Source organism: Stenotrophomonas sp. CASM114 (assembly GCF_049384325.1).
GTDB classification, from domain to species: Bacteria; Pseudomonadota; Gammaproteobacteria; order Xanthomonadales; family Xanthomonadaceae; genus Stenotrophomonas; species Stenotrophomonas muris.
Map to the genome: position 1 here is coordinate 195,057 of NZ_JBMRGJ010000002.1, position 16,876 is coordinate 211,932.

The following is a 16,876-nucleotide window of genomic DNA, read 5'->3' on the forward strand; positions in this document are numbered from 1 at the left end:
CTCAGTGCTGCGACTGGTTGACGACAATCGAGGTTCCCTGCTCGTGCCGGTTGAAGGTCATGGTCATTTCCTGGCTGCCCTTGCTGTAGCGGACAACGCACTGCAGCGCGATCATCGAACACCCCGCAGGGCCGGAACTTCGGCTCCAGCCGTCCGCAGGGAGGCGGCTGGCATAGAAGGCATCGGTCTGGAACGGAGACAGCGTGCTTTCCATGGACAGGCTGCGCCCGGGCGTGTCCAGGTAGGTGATGTCATTGATCACCTGCGTCCCGGACGGTTTCGGGAAATCGGCGCCGGCCGCGGCATCGGGCTTGCGCTTGAGCAGGCGTGTAATGCCGATCTGTGACTGGCTGCCACTGCCCTTGGCCGATACCTCGATGGTCACGTAGTACTCGCCGTGTGCGTGGCCGATCACGGTCTTGCCGCCGACCTCGTTGATCACGGTCTGCCCGGGCCATTCGCGGTTGTAGTAGCTGACGATGGACGACACCGGCAATGCGGACGTGAAGCGCGAGATGCGCATGGGCAGGCCGTTGTAGAGCATGTCCTTGGCCACCCACTCGCTCTGCGCGCCCTCGGGCTCGGGAATGTCCGGCCAGGACGCGGCCAGCGCAGGCCAGGCGAACAGCAGCGCGGCCAGTGCCGCCAGCAGGTCAACGCGACGGCGCATAGGCAGGCAACTTGTCGACAGGCACCACGTCGGGCGCGATGTAACCGGGATCAAGCCTGCTCAGCGTCCCGATCATCGGGATGCCGGAGAGGCCGTCAAACGCCTTGGCGATGCCCGCCATGTGCTGGGATGGCACCAGTGGCCTGACCTGCGCGATCACCGAGCGTGACGAGTTGACCTTGAGCCCGGAACCGGCTGCATTCCAGGGGTCGGCCAGCACCACATGGGTGGCCTGCAGCTTCAGGCCCAGCGAATCGAAGGGTTCCAGATAGGCGGCAGCACTGCCGTTGGCACTTTTCAGATCCTGCACATCCAACCGCAGCTGGGCCTGGGTCAGGCCGTTGCGGTTGGGCGGGAACGAACCGAACATCGAGGTCACGTCGCCGATCTTCTTCATCAAGCCGCCTGCCGACGTGCTGGTGTAGGAGACCAGGGCGAGGTCACCGCGCCGCACCAGCGGCTGGTTGGAGAAGGTATTCATCAGGACGTCGCCGACGGCGGCATCGCGTGCGCCGGTCTGCGCCTGGCTGACGATGGGATCGTTGGCACGCCCGAAATAGCGGTCGACGGCAAGATCGCGCTGGCGGCCGCTGGCCGGCAGCTTGTAGTCCGGCGATACGGTGGCTTCCCAGGCGATCGCGCGCGCGGCCTGCTGGGTGGCCTGGCGGGCGTGGATGTACTTGGCCAGGATCGGGATCAGCAGGAAGATCGGCACCAGCACGGCGCAGAGCACGGCGACTTCGGTGAGACTCTGGCCGCGCTGGCGACGCGCGCCGCGGAATGGGCGTTCCCTGTCCATGGCTACCTCAGCAGGTCATCGTTGGGAGGACGGTTCGCTCGGTACCTCGAGGTCGCCGCGTTCAAAGGGTTGGCCCACCGTCATGCGCTGCGTGGTCAGGCGGGTGCCATTGCCGTCGAGGGGTTCCTGCTCCAGGACAATGGCGTAGCGGCTCGGCCGGTAGTCGTTCAGTGCACCGGGGGTGAAGCCCCAGCTGGCACCAGCCGACCACACGCACTGGCTGAACCGTCCATTCTCGTCCTTCCACACGTTGCACGGCTGGCCAGCGACCCTGCGGTTGCCCGCGCGCTGGAAGCCCGGCGAGGCGCTGCCTTCGTCGGCTTCGGCGGCAAAGCGGGTGAGCCCGTCGCTGTCGGCGGGGGACTGGCTACGCTCTCCCGTTGCCAGATCGACCTGCTCCACGCCGGAGGCGCTCTGGGTCTCCTGCAGGCCGGTAGCCTCCAGCCGGAACTGGCAGCTGGTCGCAGGGCCATCGTTGAGCAGGCGCCACTCGCGGGTACGGAACACTTCCTCTTTGCTGGAAAGCCAGGCTTCGTAACGGACGGTTCCCAGGCGGGCGACATCGGCGTCATCCAGTGCGCGGGTCGGCAATCCTGCCGCCTGGCAGTCGCTCAGTGCCTGCTGGTAGCTGGTGCGCGCCGCGTTGCGTCCATCCACCAGGGTTTCGGCAATCTGGTCAAGATGGATGCCCGGCATGTTCCTGGCAGCGGCGGGCTCGCCGTTGTCCGCCGCGCTGCCACAGCCGCTGATCAGCAGTGTGGCGATCGACAGGTGCAAGCGATTGAAAACAGCAAACGTCATGGCATCAAGGCTCCGGCTGCCGCCAGGGCAGCCTTGGTGGTGGCATCGGTCTTGACCAGTCGTGCCTGCCAGTAAGGGCTGAACAGGTTTCCGGTTTCACGCTTGCGGTCATCGCGGCTGAACATGCGCAGCTGCACCGGGCGGTCGAAGAACACCTGCGCGGAGGAAAGTGCGGCGATCTTGTTGTTGGCCATCCTGTCCGGCAGTTCCATCTGCGAGCCGGCCGGGGCGCCGATGCCGGCGCCGGACGTGGTGCGCGCGCTGGTGCCGGCGGTCTCGGCATAGATGGTGAAGACCGGGCCGACCTTGTCGCGGTCACGATCATTCTCGGCGTAGGGCTGCAGTGCCTGCCCGGCCTTGACGTCGTGATAGTCGCGCAGGCCGTTGTAGCCGGTGAAGAAGGCCTTGCGATGCTGGCCATTGGCGAAGCGCACGTTGGCATCCTGGCTGCGGTCGACAATCCACGCCGCGCCACGATTGCGGCGCACCGCTTCGCCATACGGGCGGTAGCGGCGGCGGTCCCAGTCCGAGTACCAGCCGTTGCCGTTGCCGAAGCCGTTGAGGAAGCGCTGGTTGCGATAGCTTTCCACGGCCTGCGCACCGCCCCAGCCGACCGGAATATCGATATCGGAAAGCGGCCATGGCAGCGGAAGCTCGACGGCCATGGTGTCCAGCGCTGCCCATCGGTTGTAGTCGACCATGTCGGTGCCGCCGGACTGCACCAGGAAGCCGAGGAAATCATCGCTGCGGCTCTTGCTGAAGCCATCACGCGACTGCATCACCACATTGCGGAAGCGGTCGGCGCCCTGGCGCTGCGTGGCCGAGCCACCGTTGGCGGTACGGGGAATGCTGTAGCGCTGCAGCAGCCGGTTCTCGGCCGTGGCCAGTTGCGTGCCGAGCACCGCGGTTCCGATGGTGCCCAGTTGTGCCTGCGGTGAGTTCCGCTGCAGTACATCCTTGGCGATGGTGTAGCTGTCCAGCCGCGATACGCCCTCGATGACGAGCTGCACCGAGGCGGCGAACATCATGTTGAGCTTGTCGATGGCGATGATGGCCGCCTGCGCGACAGGCTGGAACGTCTGGCGGGTGACCTTGAGAATGCGTTCGGCGACCTTGAAGGCGGTTGCCAATGCCTTGAACACCACGCCGATGTAGGGAATGGCGGAGAGCACATCCAGCGTGGTGCGGATGACGATGGAGGTGGTGTGCATCTGGTTCAGCCACGAATAGAGGCTGATCGTCTGTGCCACGGCTACTTCGTTGGCAACGCGGGCACGGTTCATGTAGGCCGCGTAGTTCAGTGCGCGTGCCTGCTGGATCGCAACGCTGTAGGCGGCGGCGTCGGCCGCATTGACCAGCTCCACCTTCTTGTTCACCACCTGCCCTGTGTTGAACAGCAGGACAATCCCGATGCATAGAACCAGAATGAGTGCCAGCCCGAGAACCATTGCTTGGCCGGCGACCGTTCGGTGGCTGGAAACGCCCCGGGCCGCACGGCTTCGTGCCAAAGCCAATGCGCTGCGCATAACGAATTCCTGGGCCGGAGGCCATGGCTGCCCGTCGCGCGCCGCGTGCGGTGCGCGCAGGGAGATTATGCTGGGAGGGCCCTGGCGGCTTCATGCCGCCAGGGCTGGGGTATTACTTGTTCTTGTACGCGTCCATGCCCTTGGTCTTGTCAGCTTCCTGCTGGGCGCTGTTGGCCTGGTTCTTGGCGCGGTTGATCGACTGCGTCGCGCTCTGGCCGGAAAGTTCTTTCGACATGCCTGCCACCTGGCTGCGAACCGTGCCTCCGAAGAAGGTGACGGCTCCGATCGCGGCGATGGCGATCAGCGCGGTGATGATGATGTACTCGGTCATGCCCTGACCGGCCTGCTTACGGGAAAAACGGATGTGACGACGGCTGCGTTCCATGTATTTCCTCCTTGATGGCAGGAATCCTCCCGGGTGTGCGGGATATTCGGCGTGTCCGCTGGGGGATCCTGATTAATGGCAGGGCGAGGTAAAGACAGGAAGCTCACACCCTGGTTCGTCGAAAATTTGTCGCTTGTTCGAGAACGGGGCCAAGCCTATCGACAGAAAATTGACGATACAAGTCAGGTTTTTCCGATATGCAATGAAATATTTGAAAATGTGATGCACATCGCAGATTAACAATTGTCTGCACATAATCACGTCAAATTTGAGCTAGATGCACCGCTTTTCGTTAAGGAAATTAACACTTAACTGACATATTTGTGTCACGCAGGCGGCTTGTGGTGCCGGAATATTGGCGCGCTACAGAGGGCGCGTGCACGGCCTGCTTCTTGTTCGAACGGGATGAGAGATCCGCGTGTTTTTATCTCGTTGCATCCGCGGCAAAACAAATGACCGTGCGGCGCGGAAAAGAAAAAAAGCACATGCAGGGCATGTGCTTTTTCCGGAGTGCTTCAACGCAGTAACGTCGTGGTGATATCAGCGCTTGACCAGTTCCACGCGACGATTGGCGCGACGCCCTTCTTCGGTTGCGTTGTCGGCGACCGGCTGGCTCTGCCCATAGCCTTTCGCGCTCAGGCGTTCGGCTGCGATTCCACCGCCGACAAGACGCGTGCGCACCGACTCCGCACGCGCCTGCGAGAGCGTCTGGTTGTGCGATTGGCTGCCGCTGTTGTCGGTGTGTCCTTCAACGGAAAGGCGAAGCTGTGGGTCGGCCTTCAACAGCTGGGTGACCTGTGCGATCTGCGGTTCCGAATCGGGCAGGATCTCGGCGGCGTCGGTTGCGAAGTTCACCTGGATGGATACCTTGCCACTGCTGTCCAGTGCCTGTTTCAGCGTGTCCGCTTCAATGACCTTGGCCGTGATCTGCACCGGTTTTGTCTCTGCGACGAGCAGGCCGCCGGAGTTTCCACCCGAGCCCAGGTGAATCCAGATATCGCGATCTTCGCGATGGATGACATAGGTTTCTGCGGGTTCGTTGTAGATGTCGCCGATGCCGCCGACATAGGTGGTCGCCGCCTTGCTGTTGCCGATGTCACGCGATGCATCGGCCGGTATGGTGCCGGAGAAAATGCGCTTGCCCCCCAGGGCCTCGACCAGGCTCTGTACATTGCGGCTGAGCTCCAGCTGCGAATAAGGGTGATCGCTGCTGCTCTGCAGGACCGAAGAATGAACCTTGCCTTCAATCCATTCCACGCGATCGCCGGTCCAGAACGGTACGCGATCGAATTCGCTGTCTACGACGTCCTGGCTGGTGTAGCCCTGCGGCAGTCCGAGATAAGGGAAGCTGCCGATCGTTGCCTGCGATACGGGCAGCTCGGCAACATTGAATGCTGCGGCCTTCTGGCTTCCATCCGTGGCCGCAGCCGCCTGCGGTGATGGTTCGGCTGCGGTGCTGGAAGGTGCGGCCGAGGAAGCGCCACCCTCTGCAGGCGCTTCGCCAGCGCGCTTGCAGGCACCCAGTGCCAGTACCAGGCTGGCGGCCAACAGGCTCGCGCGCACTGCGGACATCGTCGATCCGTGCTTCTGCGTCATGAACGCACCTGCTTCATCAGTTCGTTGCAGACTTCGCTGGTGGGCTTGTACTGGCCCTTCTTCCAGGCATCGGTGATCTTCTTCTGTGTCTGCGCTTCGGCCGTGTCATAGGCCTGGTCGAAGCCTGCTTCGGCGCCGAACACGGTTTTTGCCTGTGCCTTGTGGCTTGCGCGCAGCTTGGCGGCCTGTTCCGGGGTTGCGCCGCACGCCAGGGCATTGCCTGCATGCGTGCCTCCCAGTGCGCCGAACTGCGCCGCACCGCCGCCCTGTGCGACTGCGGTGCCGCTGCCGATCAGCAAGGCGGAGGTGATCACTAGCTTCGTCATGAAATACCGCATGTTGATGTTCCTCATCCGGCCCGATAGCGGGCATCAATCCCCTGTGGCCCGAGCATAGCAACAGGCAGTGAGTGCCAGCGTGTCGTTGCATCGCCACGGCACGGCCAGTGGTCAGGGCGTGGACAGGAAGCGCGGGGTGCCACGACGTGGGGCAGATCCTGTCGTTGGACGGCCATCGAACGTGGAAGCGGGACGGTCGACCAGGCATCCCCGCACGACGGAAGCCCATTGATGGATCTGGAGCAACAAGCCCCTCTGTTGAGGGGCTGCCCCGACAGGGGCGGGGAGAGGCCGGCAAGGGAAGGGGCCCGAACGTTGCGCAGCAACGTTTGGGGCGAAGCGCGCGCAGCGCACTTCGCATCCCCCGCCAGATAACTGAAAAAGGCTGCCCGAAGGCAGCCTTTTTCAGTTATCTGGCGGAGAGAGGGGGATTGTCGGGTGCATCCATGCACCCGATCCCGGTGCGCGCTGCGCCCCGGGACCCGCCTTCGGCGGTCCGGTTCTGCTCCTGCAGAACCGTCGAACCCCGGCAGGGCTTCTCTCGCCCGATGCTCTCCGCCAGCCAAATAAAAAAGCCGCCCAGAGGGCGGCTTCTTCATTTGTCTGGCGGAGAGAGGGGGATTCGAACCCCCGAAGCGCGGTTTAGACGCTTACACACTTTCCAGGCGTGCTCCTTCAACCACTCGGACACCTCTCCGGATCCCTGCCATCGGCAAACGCCTCAGCAGGGGCGCAGATTCTAGCGGGCGGCGCGGCCGGACACAAGCACCCCGATCAGGGGCGCATCCAGCGGCATTGTTGGCGAGGGGGCTGGACAGGCATGGCACAATGGAACATCCGATGGAAAACGGTGGCCCGATGTCCTATCTCGTCCTTGCCCGCAAGTGGCGTCCGAAGCGTTTCGCCGAGCTGGTGGGCCAGGAACACGTGGTCCGTGCGCTCAGCAACGCGCTGGACAGCGGCCGGGTCCACCATGCGTTCCTGTTCACCGGTACGCGTGGCGTGGGCAAGACCACCATCGCGCGCATCTTCGCCAAATCGTTGAACTGCGAGCAGGGCACCAGCGCCGACCCGTGCGGCCAGTGCGCGGCCTGCCTGGACATCGACGCCGGCCGCTACATCGACCTGCTGGAAATCGACGCCGCGTCCAACACCGGTGTGGATGACGTGCGCGAGGTGATCGAGAACGCGCAGTACATGCCCTCGCGCGGCAAGTACAAGGTCTACCTGATCGACGAAGTGCACATGCTGTCCAAGGCGGCGTTCAACGCGCTGCTGAAGACGCTGGAAGAACCGCCGGAACATGTGAAGTTCCTGCTGGCCACCACCGATCCGCAGAAGCTGCCGGTCACCGTGCTCAGCCGCTGCCTGCAGTTCAACCTCAAGCGCCTGGATGAAGACCAGATCCAGGGCCAGATGACCCGCATCCTGGCGGCGGAAGCGATCGAGGCCGATGGAAGCGCCATCGTGCAGCTGGCCAAGGCCGCTGACGGCAGCCTGCGCGATGGCCTGTCACTGCTGGACCAGGCGATCGCCTATGCCGGCGGCGCGCTGCGTGAGGACGTGGTGCGCACCATGCTGGGTACCGTGGACCGCACCCAGGTGGCGGCGATGCTCGATGCGCTGGCCGACGGCGATGGCCCGCGCCTGCTGCAGGTGGTAGCCGCGCTGGCAGAGTTCTCGCCGGACTGGAGTGGTGTGCTGGAAGCGCTGGCCGAAGGGCTGCACCGCATCCAGGTGCAGCAGCTGGTGCCGGGCGCTGCCGCGGCGGAAGGCCTGGATGTCGCCGCATTCGCCGAGCGCCTGCGCCCGGAAGTGGTGCAGCTCTGGTACCAGATGGCCTTGAATGGCCGCCGCGACCTGCCGCTGGCACCCAGCCCGCGCGCGGGCTTTGAAATGGCCGTGCTGCGCATGCTGGCGTTCCGTCCAGCCGCAGCGGTACCGCCGGTGCCGAAGGCCGTCGACGGTGCGTTGGGCGGCACGCCAGGTGGCAACGCTGCCGGTGGTGGCGCCGGTACCGGTAGCCGCGATGCGACGCCGGCCGCTGCTGCCGCTTCGGGCAGCCCGGCGGTAGCGGCGCAGGCCGCCGCGCCGGTGCAGGCCGCGCCGCGCGAACCTGAACCCGAGCCCGAACCGGCCCCGCAACCGGAACCAGATCCGACGCCGGAGCCCGAGCCGGTTCCGGTGGAAGAGCCCGTGTCGCCGCCGCCGGTGAAGGCTGAGCCACAGGTGCCGGCGCCTGCCGTCACTGCAGAGGCAGGCGACGACCTGCCGCCGTGGGCCACTGACGAAGCCGAGGCGCGTGACGAGGCATTGGCGGCCGAGATGTCCGGCCCGGACGCTGCCATGGCTGCGCCCTGGCACGAACCGCCGGCTCCCGTCGCGGCTCCCAGCGAGCCTGCGCCGCCCGAGCGCCCGTTCCGCGCCGAAGGCATTGCCATTGCGCCGGCCGAACATGCCAAGCCGGCCCCGGCGCATGCCGCCGCGCCGCAGGAAGGTGTCAGCGAGCTGGCCACGGCCGAAGACTGGCTGGACCTGGTCGCCAACAGCGGCCTGAGCGGCCCCTCGCGGCAGCTGGCTGCCAACGCCGCGTTCATCAGCTGCCAGCACGGGACCTTGAAACTGGGCCTTTCGCCCGGATTTGAATACCTGCGCTCGGAGCGCGCGCTGGCTGCCCTGGGCGAGATGCTGCAGAAGGCCCTTGGCCAGGCGCCGAAGATCGTGGTCGAGACCGTGGAAACCGAACACGTTCCGGCCGAGACCCTGCATCAGCGGGCCGACCGCCAGCGTGGCGAGCGGCAGCAGGTGGCAGAGGCCGTTTTCATGGACGACCCGGAAGTGCAGGTGCTGATCCAACAGCACGGCGCGCGGGTTGTTTCCGATTCCATCCGTTCTTTTGACGAGTAAGACACCATGCGCGGAAACATCGCCCAACTGATGCAGCAGGCCCAGAAGATGCAGGAAAACCTGCAGAAGGCCCAGGAAGAAATCGCCCGGATCGAAGTGACCGGCAGCGCTGGCGGCGGCATGGTCAGCGTGACCCTGACCGGTGCCAAGGAATGCCGCAAGGTGCGCATCGACCCGTCGCTGACCAGCGACCCGGAGATGCTGGAAGACCTGATCGCCGCCGCCTTCAATGACGCTTCGAACAAGATCGACGCCGAGTCGAAGTCGAAGATGGGTTCGGCCACCGCCGGCATGCAGCTGCCGCCGGGCATGAAGCTGCCGTTCTGATTGCCAGCGTGGCACCCGTGCAAGCGGGTGCCACAGAATCTGTAGCCGTCGAGCCTGCTCGACGCCATGAAAGCATGCCGCCGTGTCCGCACCCCTGCTTGAACAATTGATCGACGCACTGCGGGTGCTGCCTGGCGTGGGCCAGAAGACCGCACAGCGCATGGCCTACCACCTGCTCGAGCGCGAGCGCGAAGGTGGCCAGCGACTGGCCGAAGCCCTGGCGCTGGCGGTGGAGCGCATCGGCCACTGCGCGCAGTGCCGCGACTTCAGCGAAACCGAGCTGTGCCCGACCTGTGCCAACAGCAGCCGCGAGCGCAGCCAGCTGTGCGTGGTCGAATCGCCGGCCGACCGCCTGGCCATCGAAAACGCCACCGGCTTCCGCGGTGTCTACTTCGTGCTGCAGGGCCGGCTGTCGCCGCTCGATGGCATCGGCCCGCGCGAGCTGGGCCTGGAGCAGCTGGAGCAGCGTCTGGCCGACGGTGAGGTGCAGGAGCTGATCATCGCCACCAGTGCCACCGTCGAAGGCGAAGCCACCGCGCACTACCTGGCGCAGCTGGCGCGCGCGCGCAAGGTGCAGCCCAGCCGCCTGGCACAGGGCCTGCCGCTCGGTGGCGAGCTTGAATACGTTGACCGCGGCACGCTGTCGCACGCGTTCGGCACGCGCAGCGAATTCCGCGATTGAGCGCCACCCGGGCATCGCCCGGCGCGGCCGGCCTACAATGCGGAAGACACTCCCGCCGAGGCCGACCATGAGCAACGAAACCCTCTTCAGCAAGATCATCCGTCGCGAGATCCCGGCCACCATCGTCTACGAGGACGACGAGGTGCTGGGCTTCAAGGACATCGCACCGCAGGCGCCGGTGCACGTACTGTTCATTCCGAAGAACGAGATCATCCCGACCCTGGACGACCTGCAGCCGTCGCAGGCGCACCTGATCGGGAAGCTTGCCCTGGCTGCCGCCGAATATGCGCGCCGCGAAGGGTTCGCGCAGGACGGCTACCGCATCGTGATGAACTGCCGCGAGGATGCCGGGCAGACCGTGTTCCACATCCACATGCACCTGCTGGCCGGTGCGCCGCTGGGGCATTTCGGTACGCCGGGGCGCTGAGCGCCTGGCATCCACCATTGCCCGCAGTGGATCCATGCGATGCGTGGATGAAAAAAAGGCCGCCCGAAGGCGGCCTTTTTCGATCACGCATGGCCGGTGGCGATCACCACCAGCCCCAACGGCCGTAACCACCCCAGTACGGGCCATACGGGCCCGGGCCCCACGGGCCATAGGGATAGGGCACCACATCGACCTGGCGCTGTTCCGGCCACAGGTAGATCACATCGGCCGACAGCTTCGGCAGGCGATAGTCGTACTCCCCGATGCGGGTGTTCTGGTAGCCGTCGATCTTGCCGATGAAGGTCACGTCGCGGCCGGCTTCAAACACGGCCGGGTCGTAGAAGCCGGCGCGGCAGGCAATGAAGCGGCCGTCGCTGGCGTCGGACGAGGTGGTGTTCGGGCGGCCACTGGCGTTGAGGGGGCGCGAGATCATCTGGAAGCAGGTCTCGCCCTGGCCGGGCTTGGTCTCGATGATGCGACCACCCCATCGGACCGGCGTGCCGACCTGCTGGGTGGCGACCGAGTCGCGCGGGGAGACCAGGCTGAACTGTCCCTGCAGCGGCTTGGGGGCCGTGGCGCAGGCCGACAGGGCCAGCGTGGCCACAGCGGTGAGGAGGAACTTGGTGTTCATGGGGAGGCTCCGGAAGTCGGGCGATGCCTGCGCAGGTCCCGCAATAATGAAGCGAGGTCGGTGCAAGTTCCAGCGTAACGCGCGTCGGCGAAACGCTGGCTGAGTGCCAGCAGGGCGGGGTCGGGGCGCACGGCGTGTACCCGTCGTGACCAGTCGCATGCCGTCTCGTGGGGTACGCGGGCCAGGCCAAGGCGTGCATAGCGCCGCCCCAGCCGGTGCCAGGCGCGCAGCAGCGGGTCGCGCTCGCGCTCGCCGCGGGCCAGCAGCCAGGCCATCCATGCCAATGCCAGCAGTGCGGCGACCACGAAGCCGGCCACCAGCTGCGCCGGCCCGAGATCATCCAGCCCGAACGGCCTGAGCAGCTGCTGCTGACGGCGTGCGTCGAAGGAAAGCACCAGGTCGTTCCAGCCACGGCGCAGCCAGTCACCCATCTGCCCCAGCTGCAGCCAGCGCTGCTGCAGCGGGGTGTCCGTGCCGGCCTGCAAGCGGTCGTCCAGCGTGTCCAGGATGCGTTCCGGTGCCACGGCCGCAGTCGGGTCGACCCGGACCCAGCCGCGCTGGGGCAGCCAGACTTCGGCCCAGGCGTGGGCGTCCATGCGCCGCACTACCCAGTAGTCCCCGATGCGGTTGCGGGTGCCACCTGCGAAGCCGGTCACCACCCGGGCCGGAATGCCGGCGTTGCGCATCAGCACCACGAAGGCCGAGCTGAAGTGCTGGCAGAAGCCGGCCTTGTAGTTGAACAGGAAATCGTCGACCGGATCGCGCCCGGCCACCGGGGTATCGAGCGTGTAGGAGAAGTCGCGGGTGATCCACTGCAGCGCTCGGCGGACGATGGCTTCGTCATCGTTGCCGGCCTCCTGCCGCCATTGCCGTGCCAGCTGGGCGGTGCGCGGATTGAAGCCGGGGGGAAGCTGCAGCGCGGCACGGCGCAGGTAGGGCGACAGATCGGTGTCGAACCGTTGCGGAGGCGCCGAATGCAACCGCCAGCGGCTGAGCGCGGACAGCGTGCGGTCGCTGCGCAGGCTCATGTCCGCATCGAAACTGCTGCCTTCCGGTGCGCGGCTGGGCAGGTCCAGGGCCACCAGCAGGCGACGGTCGGTGGGTTCGTAGTCGATCTGGTAGTCCCATCCCTGTGCGGCGGCTTCGACCACGGGGGCGGGGCGCCGGGCCGTCGCGCGATCGCGGCTCCAGCGGTGGCCATCGAAGGAAGTCAGCACCGGGCCGCGCCAATAGCGCTGCGCGGGCTCGGGCACCGCGCCGAAGAACTGCACGCGCAGCGCCGGGGTGTCGTCGGCCATCAGGTCCAGCCATTGGTCCGGCGCCATGCTGTCAGCCAGGCCGGGTGTACCCACCGCTCGTTCGGGTACGCCCCACAACGGCGTGGACAAGCGCGGGAACAGCCAGAAGCAGGCCAGTGCCAGCGGCAGGCCGATGCCAAGCAGGCGGCCGACGCCGCGCAGTTGACCGTGCAGTGGCAGGCGTGGGCTGCGGCCCTCGTCCTGGGCCAGGCGTTGCAGGGCCAGCAGTGCGGCAACCGCGGCCAGCGCAGCCAGTCCCGTGGTCAGCGGGCCCTGGTCGAGCAGGAAGGCCGCGAACGGCGAGAACAGCGCGAAACCGAGCAGGCTGCGCGCATCACGCAGGTTGCGCAGTTCGCTGGATTTGATGGCCAGCATCGCCGCCAGCAGCGCACAGCCGGTATCACGCCCCGGCCGCACCATGCCCATCTGCCAGACGATGGTGGCGAGCATGGCCAGCACCAGCAGCAGGCGCACCGGCATCGGCAGCACCCGCCGCCAGGAAAGCGCAGCGGTCAGCACGGCGGTGATCGCGATCACGACGGCCAGCACCGGCGGCAGCTGCAGCAGCAGTGGCAGCAGCGCCAGCGCTGCGCTGGCCAGGGTCCAGCTGCGGGCGTTGCGATCGAGCAGGACGGCAGGCTCAGTCATGGGGCATCAGCGCCAGTGCGCGCAGGCACAGGTGGTGGTGGCTGGCGCCCTGGCCGGGCCCGAACGGGGGATGGGCTGGAAGCAGCAGCGTGTAGCGCCGGCCTTCGCGCTCGGCCATGTCGACCCAGCGTGCCAACCGCGCGATGCGTGCTTCATGGCCCAGCGGCGCCAGCGTGCGCCAGTCCAGCACCACTTCGATGCCGATCGGCTTCTCGTATTCGCGTACCAGCAGGCTGTCGCGGCGTGCCGAGTGTTTCCAGGCAATGCTGCGCGGGGCGTCGCCGGCACGATAGGGGCGCAGCTGGTGCAGCTCGTCGCCACTGGCATGGGCGCGGGTGTGCAGTGGATCGCTGCCACTTTCCGGAAGGGGTGGTGCCAGTGCCTCGGCCAGTGGATAAACCAGCAGCGGCTGCTCCGGCCACACCCACGACCATGCCCGCACCAGCCCCAGCGGCTGCGTGCTGGACAGGCGGATGCGCGGCAGTTCCAGCCAGCCGCGGCGCTCGCTGGGGACATCCAGCTCCACTTCGCCGCGACCGTGTGCAGGCAGTGCGACCCACGCCTCGCTTGCGCCCAGCTGCAGGTGCAGCCCGTGGCGCGCGCGCGGGTCGCGCAACGACAGGTCCACGCGCAGGCGCAGGGGGTGCCCGGCCGGAACCGGCTCGGCGGAGATTGCATCGATCTGTATGCCGGACAGCTGCAGGTGCGCGGCAATGGCGCTGGCGATCGCTGCTGCGGCCAGCAACAGTGCCAGCAGCAGGGCCGGGTTGTTGTTGTAGTTCAATGCGCCCAGCAGCATCGCCGACAGCAGGGTGGCGACGAACAGGCCGAAGCGCGTCGGCAGTACATAGATGCGATGGCGATCCAGTCGCTGCGGCAGGGCTTCGGGCCTGCGTGGGCGTGCCAGCAGCTGCATGCGTGCCCAGCGTGTGGCCACCTTCAGTCCACCGCGACGGTCTGCAGGATCGCCCGCGCCAATGCCGGCCCGGAGCTGGATTCGGCCTCCGCCACCAGGCGATGGCCGGCCACTGCCACGAACAGGGTCTGCACGTCTTCGGGCACCACATGCCCGCGGCCGAGCAGCAGTGCATGCGCCCTGGCGGCACGCAGCAGGGCCAGCCCGGCGCGCGGTGACAGGCCCACGCGTACGCCGGCATGCTGGCGGCTGCGGGTCAACAGTGCCTGCACGTAGTCGATCAGCGCGTCGCTGGCGTGTACCTGGCCAACGGCTTCACGCAGCGCACGCACCTGGGTGTCATCCAGCTTCGGCACCGCGCGGGCGATCAGGTCGCGGCGATCGCTGCCACGCAGCAGCTCGCGCTCGGCCTGCACGCTCGGGTAGCCCATCGCCAGCCGCAGCAGGAAACGATCGAGCTGCGAATCCGGCAACGGGAAGGTGCCGGACAGGTCGACCGGGTTCTGCGTGGCGATCACGAAGAATGGATCGGGCAGTGGATGCGTCTGTCCATCCAGGGTGACCTGCTGCTCGGCCATCGCCTCCAGCAACGCACTCTGCGTGCGCGGCGGTGCGCGGTTGATCTCATCGGCCAGCAGCACGTGGGTGAACACCGGGCCGGGGTGGAACTGGAACTGGCGGCTGCCGGCCTCGTACACCGATACGCCCAGTACGTCCGCCGGCAACAGGTCGGAAGTGAACTGCACGCGCTGGAAGCTGAGGCCGAGGCTGCTGGCCAATGCATGCGCCAGCGTGGTCTTGCCCAGCCCGGGCAGATCTTCGATGAGCAGGTGGCCGCCGGAAAGCAGGGCGACAAAGGCCAGCCTGACTTCCGGCACCTTGCCCAGTACCAGTGCGTTCACCTGATCCTGTGCCTCCCGCAGGGCCTGGCGCAGTTGATCGGTTAGCATGCTGGGATTGGGGGACGAGGCTGGCATGATCGTCTCAGGTCTGGAATCCACTCGATTATCCATAGAGCAATGCAAGGCGAACAGCGCGCACGGGCAATATTTCTCTGGTTATGGACGCTGATCACAGCGGCCAAGCTGGTGGTGGCTGCACGCCTGCCGCTGTTCGTCGATGAGGCGTTCTATTGGCAGGAAGGCCAGCACCTGGCCGCCGCCTATTCCGACCTGCCGGGGTTGACAGCATGGCTTGCACGCCTGGGCGTGGAAATCGGTGGCCATCACGTGCTCGCATTGCGCCTGCCGTTCCTGGCCATCGGTGCGTTGCTGCCGTTGCTGGTGGTGCGCATCGCCACGCGCTGGTTTGGCAACGTCGCAGGGTGGCAGGCGGGCAGCCTGACCCTGCTGATGCCGCTGTCGGCCACGCTGGGCCTGCTGGCCGTGCCGGATGTGCCGATGGCGCTTGCGGCGGTGATCTGCCTGCACGCCGGTGCGCGCCTGCTGCACAACGTGGATGCGTCGTCGGCGATGAAGCTGGCGCTGGGCCTGCTGATCGGTGCGCTCAGCCACTACCGTTTCATTGGCGTCATCGGTGTCGGCTTCATTGCGCTGCTGGCGCTGCCGCAGGGCCGCCGCATGCTGGCCGACCCGCGCGTATGGGTGGCGCTGGCGGTGGGTGTACTGGCCTGGCTGCCGTTGCTGGCGTGGAATGCGGACAACCATGATGCCGGCCTGAAGTTCCAGGTGGTCGAGCGCCACCCGTGGACGTTCGAGTGGGAAGGGCTGTGGTTCCTGGTGATCCAGCCGATGCTGGTGACGCCGATCCTGTGCATCGCGATGTGGAAGGTCGCCCTGGCGGGTACCCGCAGCGGTGGTGGTGTGCGGGTGCAATGGCGCTATTTCGGCCTGGTGGGCGGGGTGTCGACGCTGGGCATCTTCCTGCTGGGCTTCTTCACCGATGTCGAGCGGATCAGTTTCCATTGGCCGTTGCCGGGCTACCTGGCGCTGCTGGTGGCCGTGCCGGTGGTCCTCAACGGCTGGCCACGCTGGCTGCGCCGCACCGGCTGGTGGCTGGCAGCTGCAGGCACCGTACTGGCTTTCGGCTACTACCTGATGGCGTCCACGCCGGCGCTGCGCGAGCAGATGGCCGGCAGCAAGTACTACCCGCGCAACTTTGCCGGCTGGCAGCCGCTGGCCGTGGCGGTGCGCGACGAACTGCGGCAGATGCCGCCGGGCACGCGTGTGCTGGCGGGCAACTTCAAGGTCGGTGCCGAACTGGGCTTCCAGCTGGGCAACGGTGATATCGAGGTGCTGCCGCACCCGCTCAACGACAAGCATGGGCGGACCGCACAGCTGGCACAGTGGGGCCTGCTGCACGAAGGCCCGCGCAGTGCGCCGATGCTGCTGGTGCTGTCACCCAGCGACCAGCGCTACCGCGATCTGCTGGCGCGCTATCACGCGATCTGCGAGCAGGTGGGGCCGTTGCCGGCGCCGCGCGTGGTCAGCAGCGATCATGGTTTCCAGCGCTTCCTGCTGTTCCAGCTGCCGGTGCAGCGCGCGCAGGGGCCCTGCGTGACGCCGGCAATGGCCTGGCTGGATGCGCCGTCCAACGGTGAGAAGGTCTCCGGAACGCTCGCCATCAAGGGCTGGGCATTCAAGGATGGCGTGGGGTTGGCGCGCATCGAAGTGCTGGTCGATGGCCATTCGATTGGCGATGCGCGCTACGGGCGCATGTTCGACATCCGCCACACCTGGCCGGACAGCACCGATCCGCAGCATCCGGCGGTGGGCTTCGACGCATCGCTGGATACCACCACGCTGGCGCCGGGGCGGCATTGGCTTGGCCTGCGCCTGCACGGCCGCGACGGCAGCGTGGAGGCGTGGCAGGAGCAGCCGTTCGAAGTTCGTTGAGGTCCCCTGGTCCTGTAGAGCCGAGCCGATGCTCGGCTGCTTCTGCTACAGATGGCGGGCAGCCTAAAAA

General features: G+C 66.6%; 16 protein-coding genes and 1 tRNA gene. 5 read left to right on the forward strand and 12 right to left on the reverse strand.

What is annotated here, in order from left to right; translation table 11 throughout:
- Nucleotide 1 precedes the first annotated feature (1 nt).
- From VG566_RS03445 to VG566_RS03480, 8 genes are all read right to left on the reverse strand, one after another.
- Nucleotides 2-670 carry a hypothetical protein gene (locus tag VG566_RS03445; protein ID WP_014646172.1) on the reverse strand — a complete coding sequence of 223 codons (669 nt, stop codon included), beginning with the start codon at nucleotides 668-670 and terminating at the stop codon, nucleotides 2-4.
- Complete coding sequence (locus VG566_RS03450; protein ID WP_197561577.1) at nucleotides 654-1,469, reverse strand: hypothetical protein; 816 nt, start codon at nucleotides 1,467-1,469, stop codon at nucleotides 654-656. The genes VG566_RS03445 and VG566_RS03450 overlap by 17 nt, the downstream gene beginning before the upstream one ends.
- Nucleotides 1,470-1,484: 15 nt before the next feature.
- The gene (locus VG566_RS03455) at nucleotides 1,485-2,270 is read right to left on the reverse strand and encodes a hypothetical protein (protein ID WP_197561576.1); all 786 of its coding nucleotides are present in this window, start codon (nucleotides 2,268-2,270) and stop codon (nucleotides 1,485-1,487) included.
- Nucleotides 2,267-3,796: a pilus assembly protein TadG-related protein gene (locus tag VG566_RS03460; RefSeq protein ID WP_321210539.1), complete on the reverse strand. Its 1,530-nt coding sequence runs from the start codon at nucleotides 3,794-3,796 to the stop codon at nucleotides 2,267-2,269. Before VG566_RS03460 ends, VG566_RS03455 begins: the two co-directional genes overlap by 4 nt.
- Nucleotides 3,797-3,908: 112 nt before the next feature.
- Complete coding sequence (locus tag VG566_RS03465) at nucleotides 3,909-4,181, reverse strand: hypothetical protein (RefSeq protein ID WP_014036176.1); 273 nt, start codon at nucleotides 4,179-4,181, stop codon at nucleotides 3,909-3,911.
- A 540-nt stretch (nucleotides 4,182-4,721) separates the two neighbouring features.
- On the reverse strand, nucleotides 4,722-5,729 hold the full coding sequence (locus VG566_RS03470) for an OmpA family protein (RefSeq protein ID WP_168708242.1): 1,008 nt from the start codon (nucleotides 5,727-5,729) through the stop codon (nucleotides 4,722-4,724).
- A 44-nt stretch (nucleotides 5,730-5,773) separates the two neighbouring features.
- Entirely contained in the window at nucleotides 5,774-6,103 is a 330-nt protein-coding gene (locus tag VG566_RS03475) for a hypothetical protein (protein WP_126411778.1), read from the reverse strand.
- Between the two features lie 616 nt (nucleotides 6,104-6,719).
- A tRNA-Ser gene (locus VG566_RS03480) sits at nucleotides 6,720-6,812 on the reverse strand.
- A 143-nt stretch (nucleotides 6,813-6,955) separates the two neighbouring features.
- On the opposite strand from VG566_RS03480, the gene dnaX reads away from it, so the two are divergent.
- From dnaX to VG566_RS03500, 4 genes are all read left to right on the forward strand, one after another.
- Nucleotides 6,956-9,022: a DNA polymerase III subunit gamma/tau gene (dnaX, locus tag VG566_RS03485; RefSeq protein WP_241884065.1), complete on the forward strand. Its 2,067-nt coding sequence runs from the start codon at nucleotides 6,956-6,958 to the stop codon at nucleotides 9,020-9,022.
- A gap of 6 nt (nucleotides 9,023-9,028) precedes the next feature.
- Complete coding sequence (locus VG566_RS03490) at nucleotides 9,029-9,349, forward strand: YbaB/EbfC family nucleoid-associated protein (RefSeq protein WP_019659509.1); 321 nt, start codon at nucleotides 9,029-9,031, stop codon at nucleotides 9,347-9,349.
- Nucleotides 9,350-9,431: 82 nt separating this feature from the next.
- Entirely contained in the window at nucleotides 9,432-10,031 is a 600-nt protein-coding gene (gene recR, locus VG566_RS03495) for a recombination mediator RecR (RefSeq protein WP_014646178.1), read from the forward strand.
- A 67-nt stretch (nucleotides 10,032-10,098) separates the two neighbouring features.
- Nucleotides 10,099-10,458, forward strand: coding sequence for a histidine triad nucleotide-binding protein (locus tag VG566_RS03500; RefSeq protein ID WP_014646179.1), 360 nt, complete (start codon nucleotides 10,099-10,101; stop codon nucleotides 10,456-10,458).
- A 103-nt stretch (nucleotides 10,459-10,561) separates the two neighbouring features.
- On the opposite strand, the gene VG566_RS03505 is transcribed toward VG566_RS03500, so the two are convergent.
- The 4 genes from VG566_RS03505 to VG566_RS03520 are packed head-to-tail and all read right to left on the reverse strand — an operon-like array spanning nucleotide 10,562 to nucleotide 14,928.
- Complete coding sequence (locus VG566_RS03505; RefSeq protein WP_014036182.1) at nucleotides 10,562-11,089, reverse strand: Slp family lipoprotein; 528 nt, start codon at nucleotides 11,087-11,089, stop codon at nucleotides 10,562-10,564.
- Complete coding sequence (locus tag VG566_RS03510; RefSeq protein ID WP_134966797.1) at nucleotides 11,086-13,035, reverse strand: transglutaminaseTgpA domain-containing protein; 1,950 nt, start codon at nucleotides 13,033-13,035, stop codon at nucleotides 11,086-11,088. Before VG566_RS03510 ends, VG566_RS03505 begins: the two co-directional genes overlap by 4 nt.
- The gene (locus tag VG566_RS03515) at nucleotides 13,028-13,951 is read right to left on the reverse strand and encodes a DUF58 domain-containing protein (protein WP_032958561.1); all 924 of its coding nucleotides are present in this window, start codon (nucleotides 13,949-13,951) and stop codon (nucleotides 13,028-13,030) included. The genes VG566_RS03510 and VG566_RS03515 overlap by 8 nt, the downstream gene beginning before the upstream one ends.
- A 23-nt stretch (nucleotides 13,952-13,974) precedes the next feature.
- Complete coding sequence (locus VG566_RS03520) at nucleotides 13,975-14,928, reverse strand: AAA family ATPase (protein ID WP_032958559.1); 954 nt, start codon at nucleotides 14,926-14,928, stop codon at nucleotides 13,975-13,977.
- 42 nt (nucleotides 14,929-14,970) lie between these two features.
- Here VG566_RS03520 and VG566_RS03525 point away from each other — a divergent pair, with 42 nt between their 5' ends.
- Nucleotides 14,971-16,806 carry a glycosyltransferase family 39 protein gene (locus tag VG566_RS03525; protein ID WP_046429196.1) on the forward strand — a complete coding sequence of 612 codons (1,836 nt, stop codon included), beginning with the start codon at nucleotides 14,971-14,973 and terminating at the stop codon, nucleotides 16,804-16,806.
- The last annotated feature ends 70 nt before the right edge of the window (nucleotides 16,807-16,876 follow it).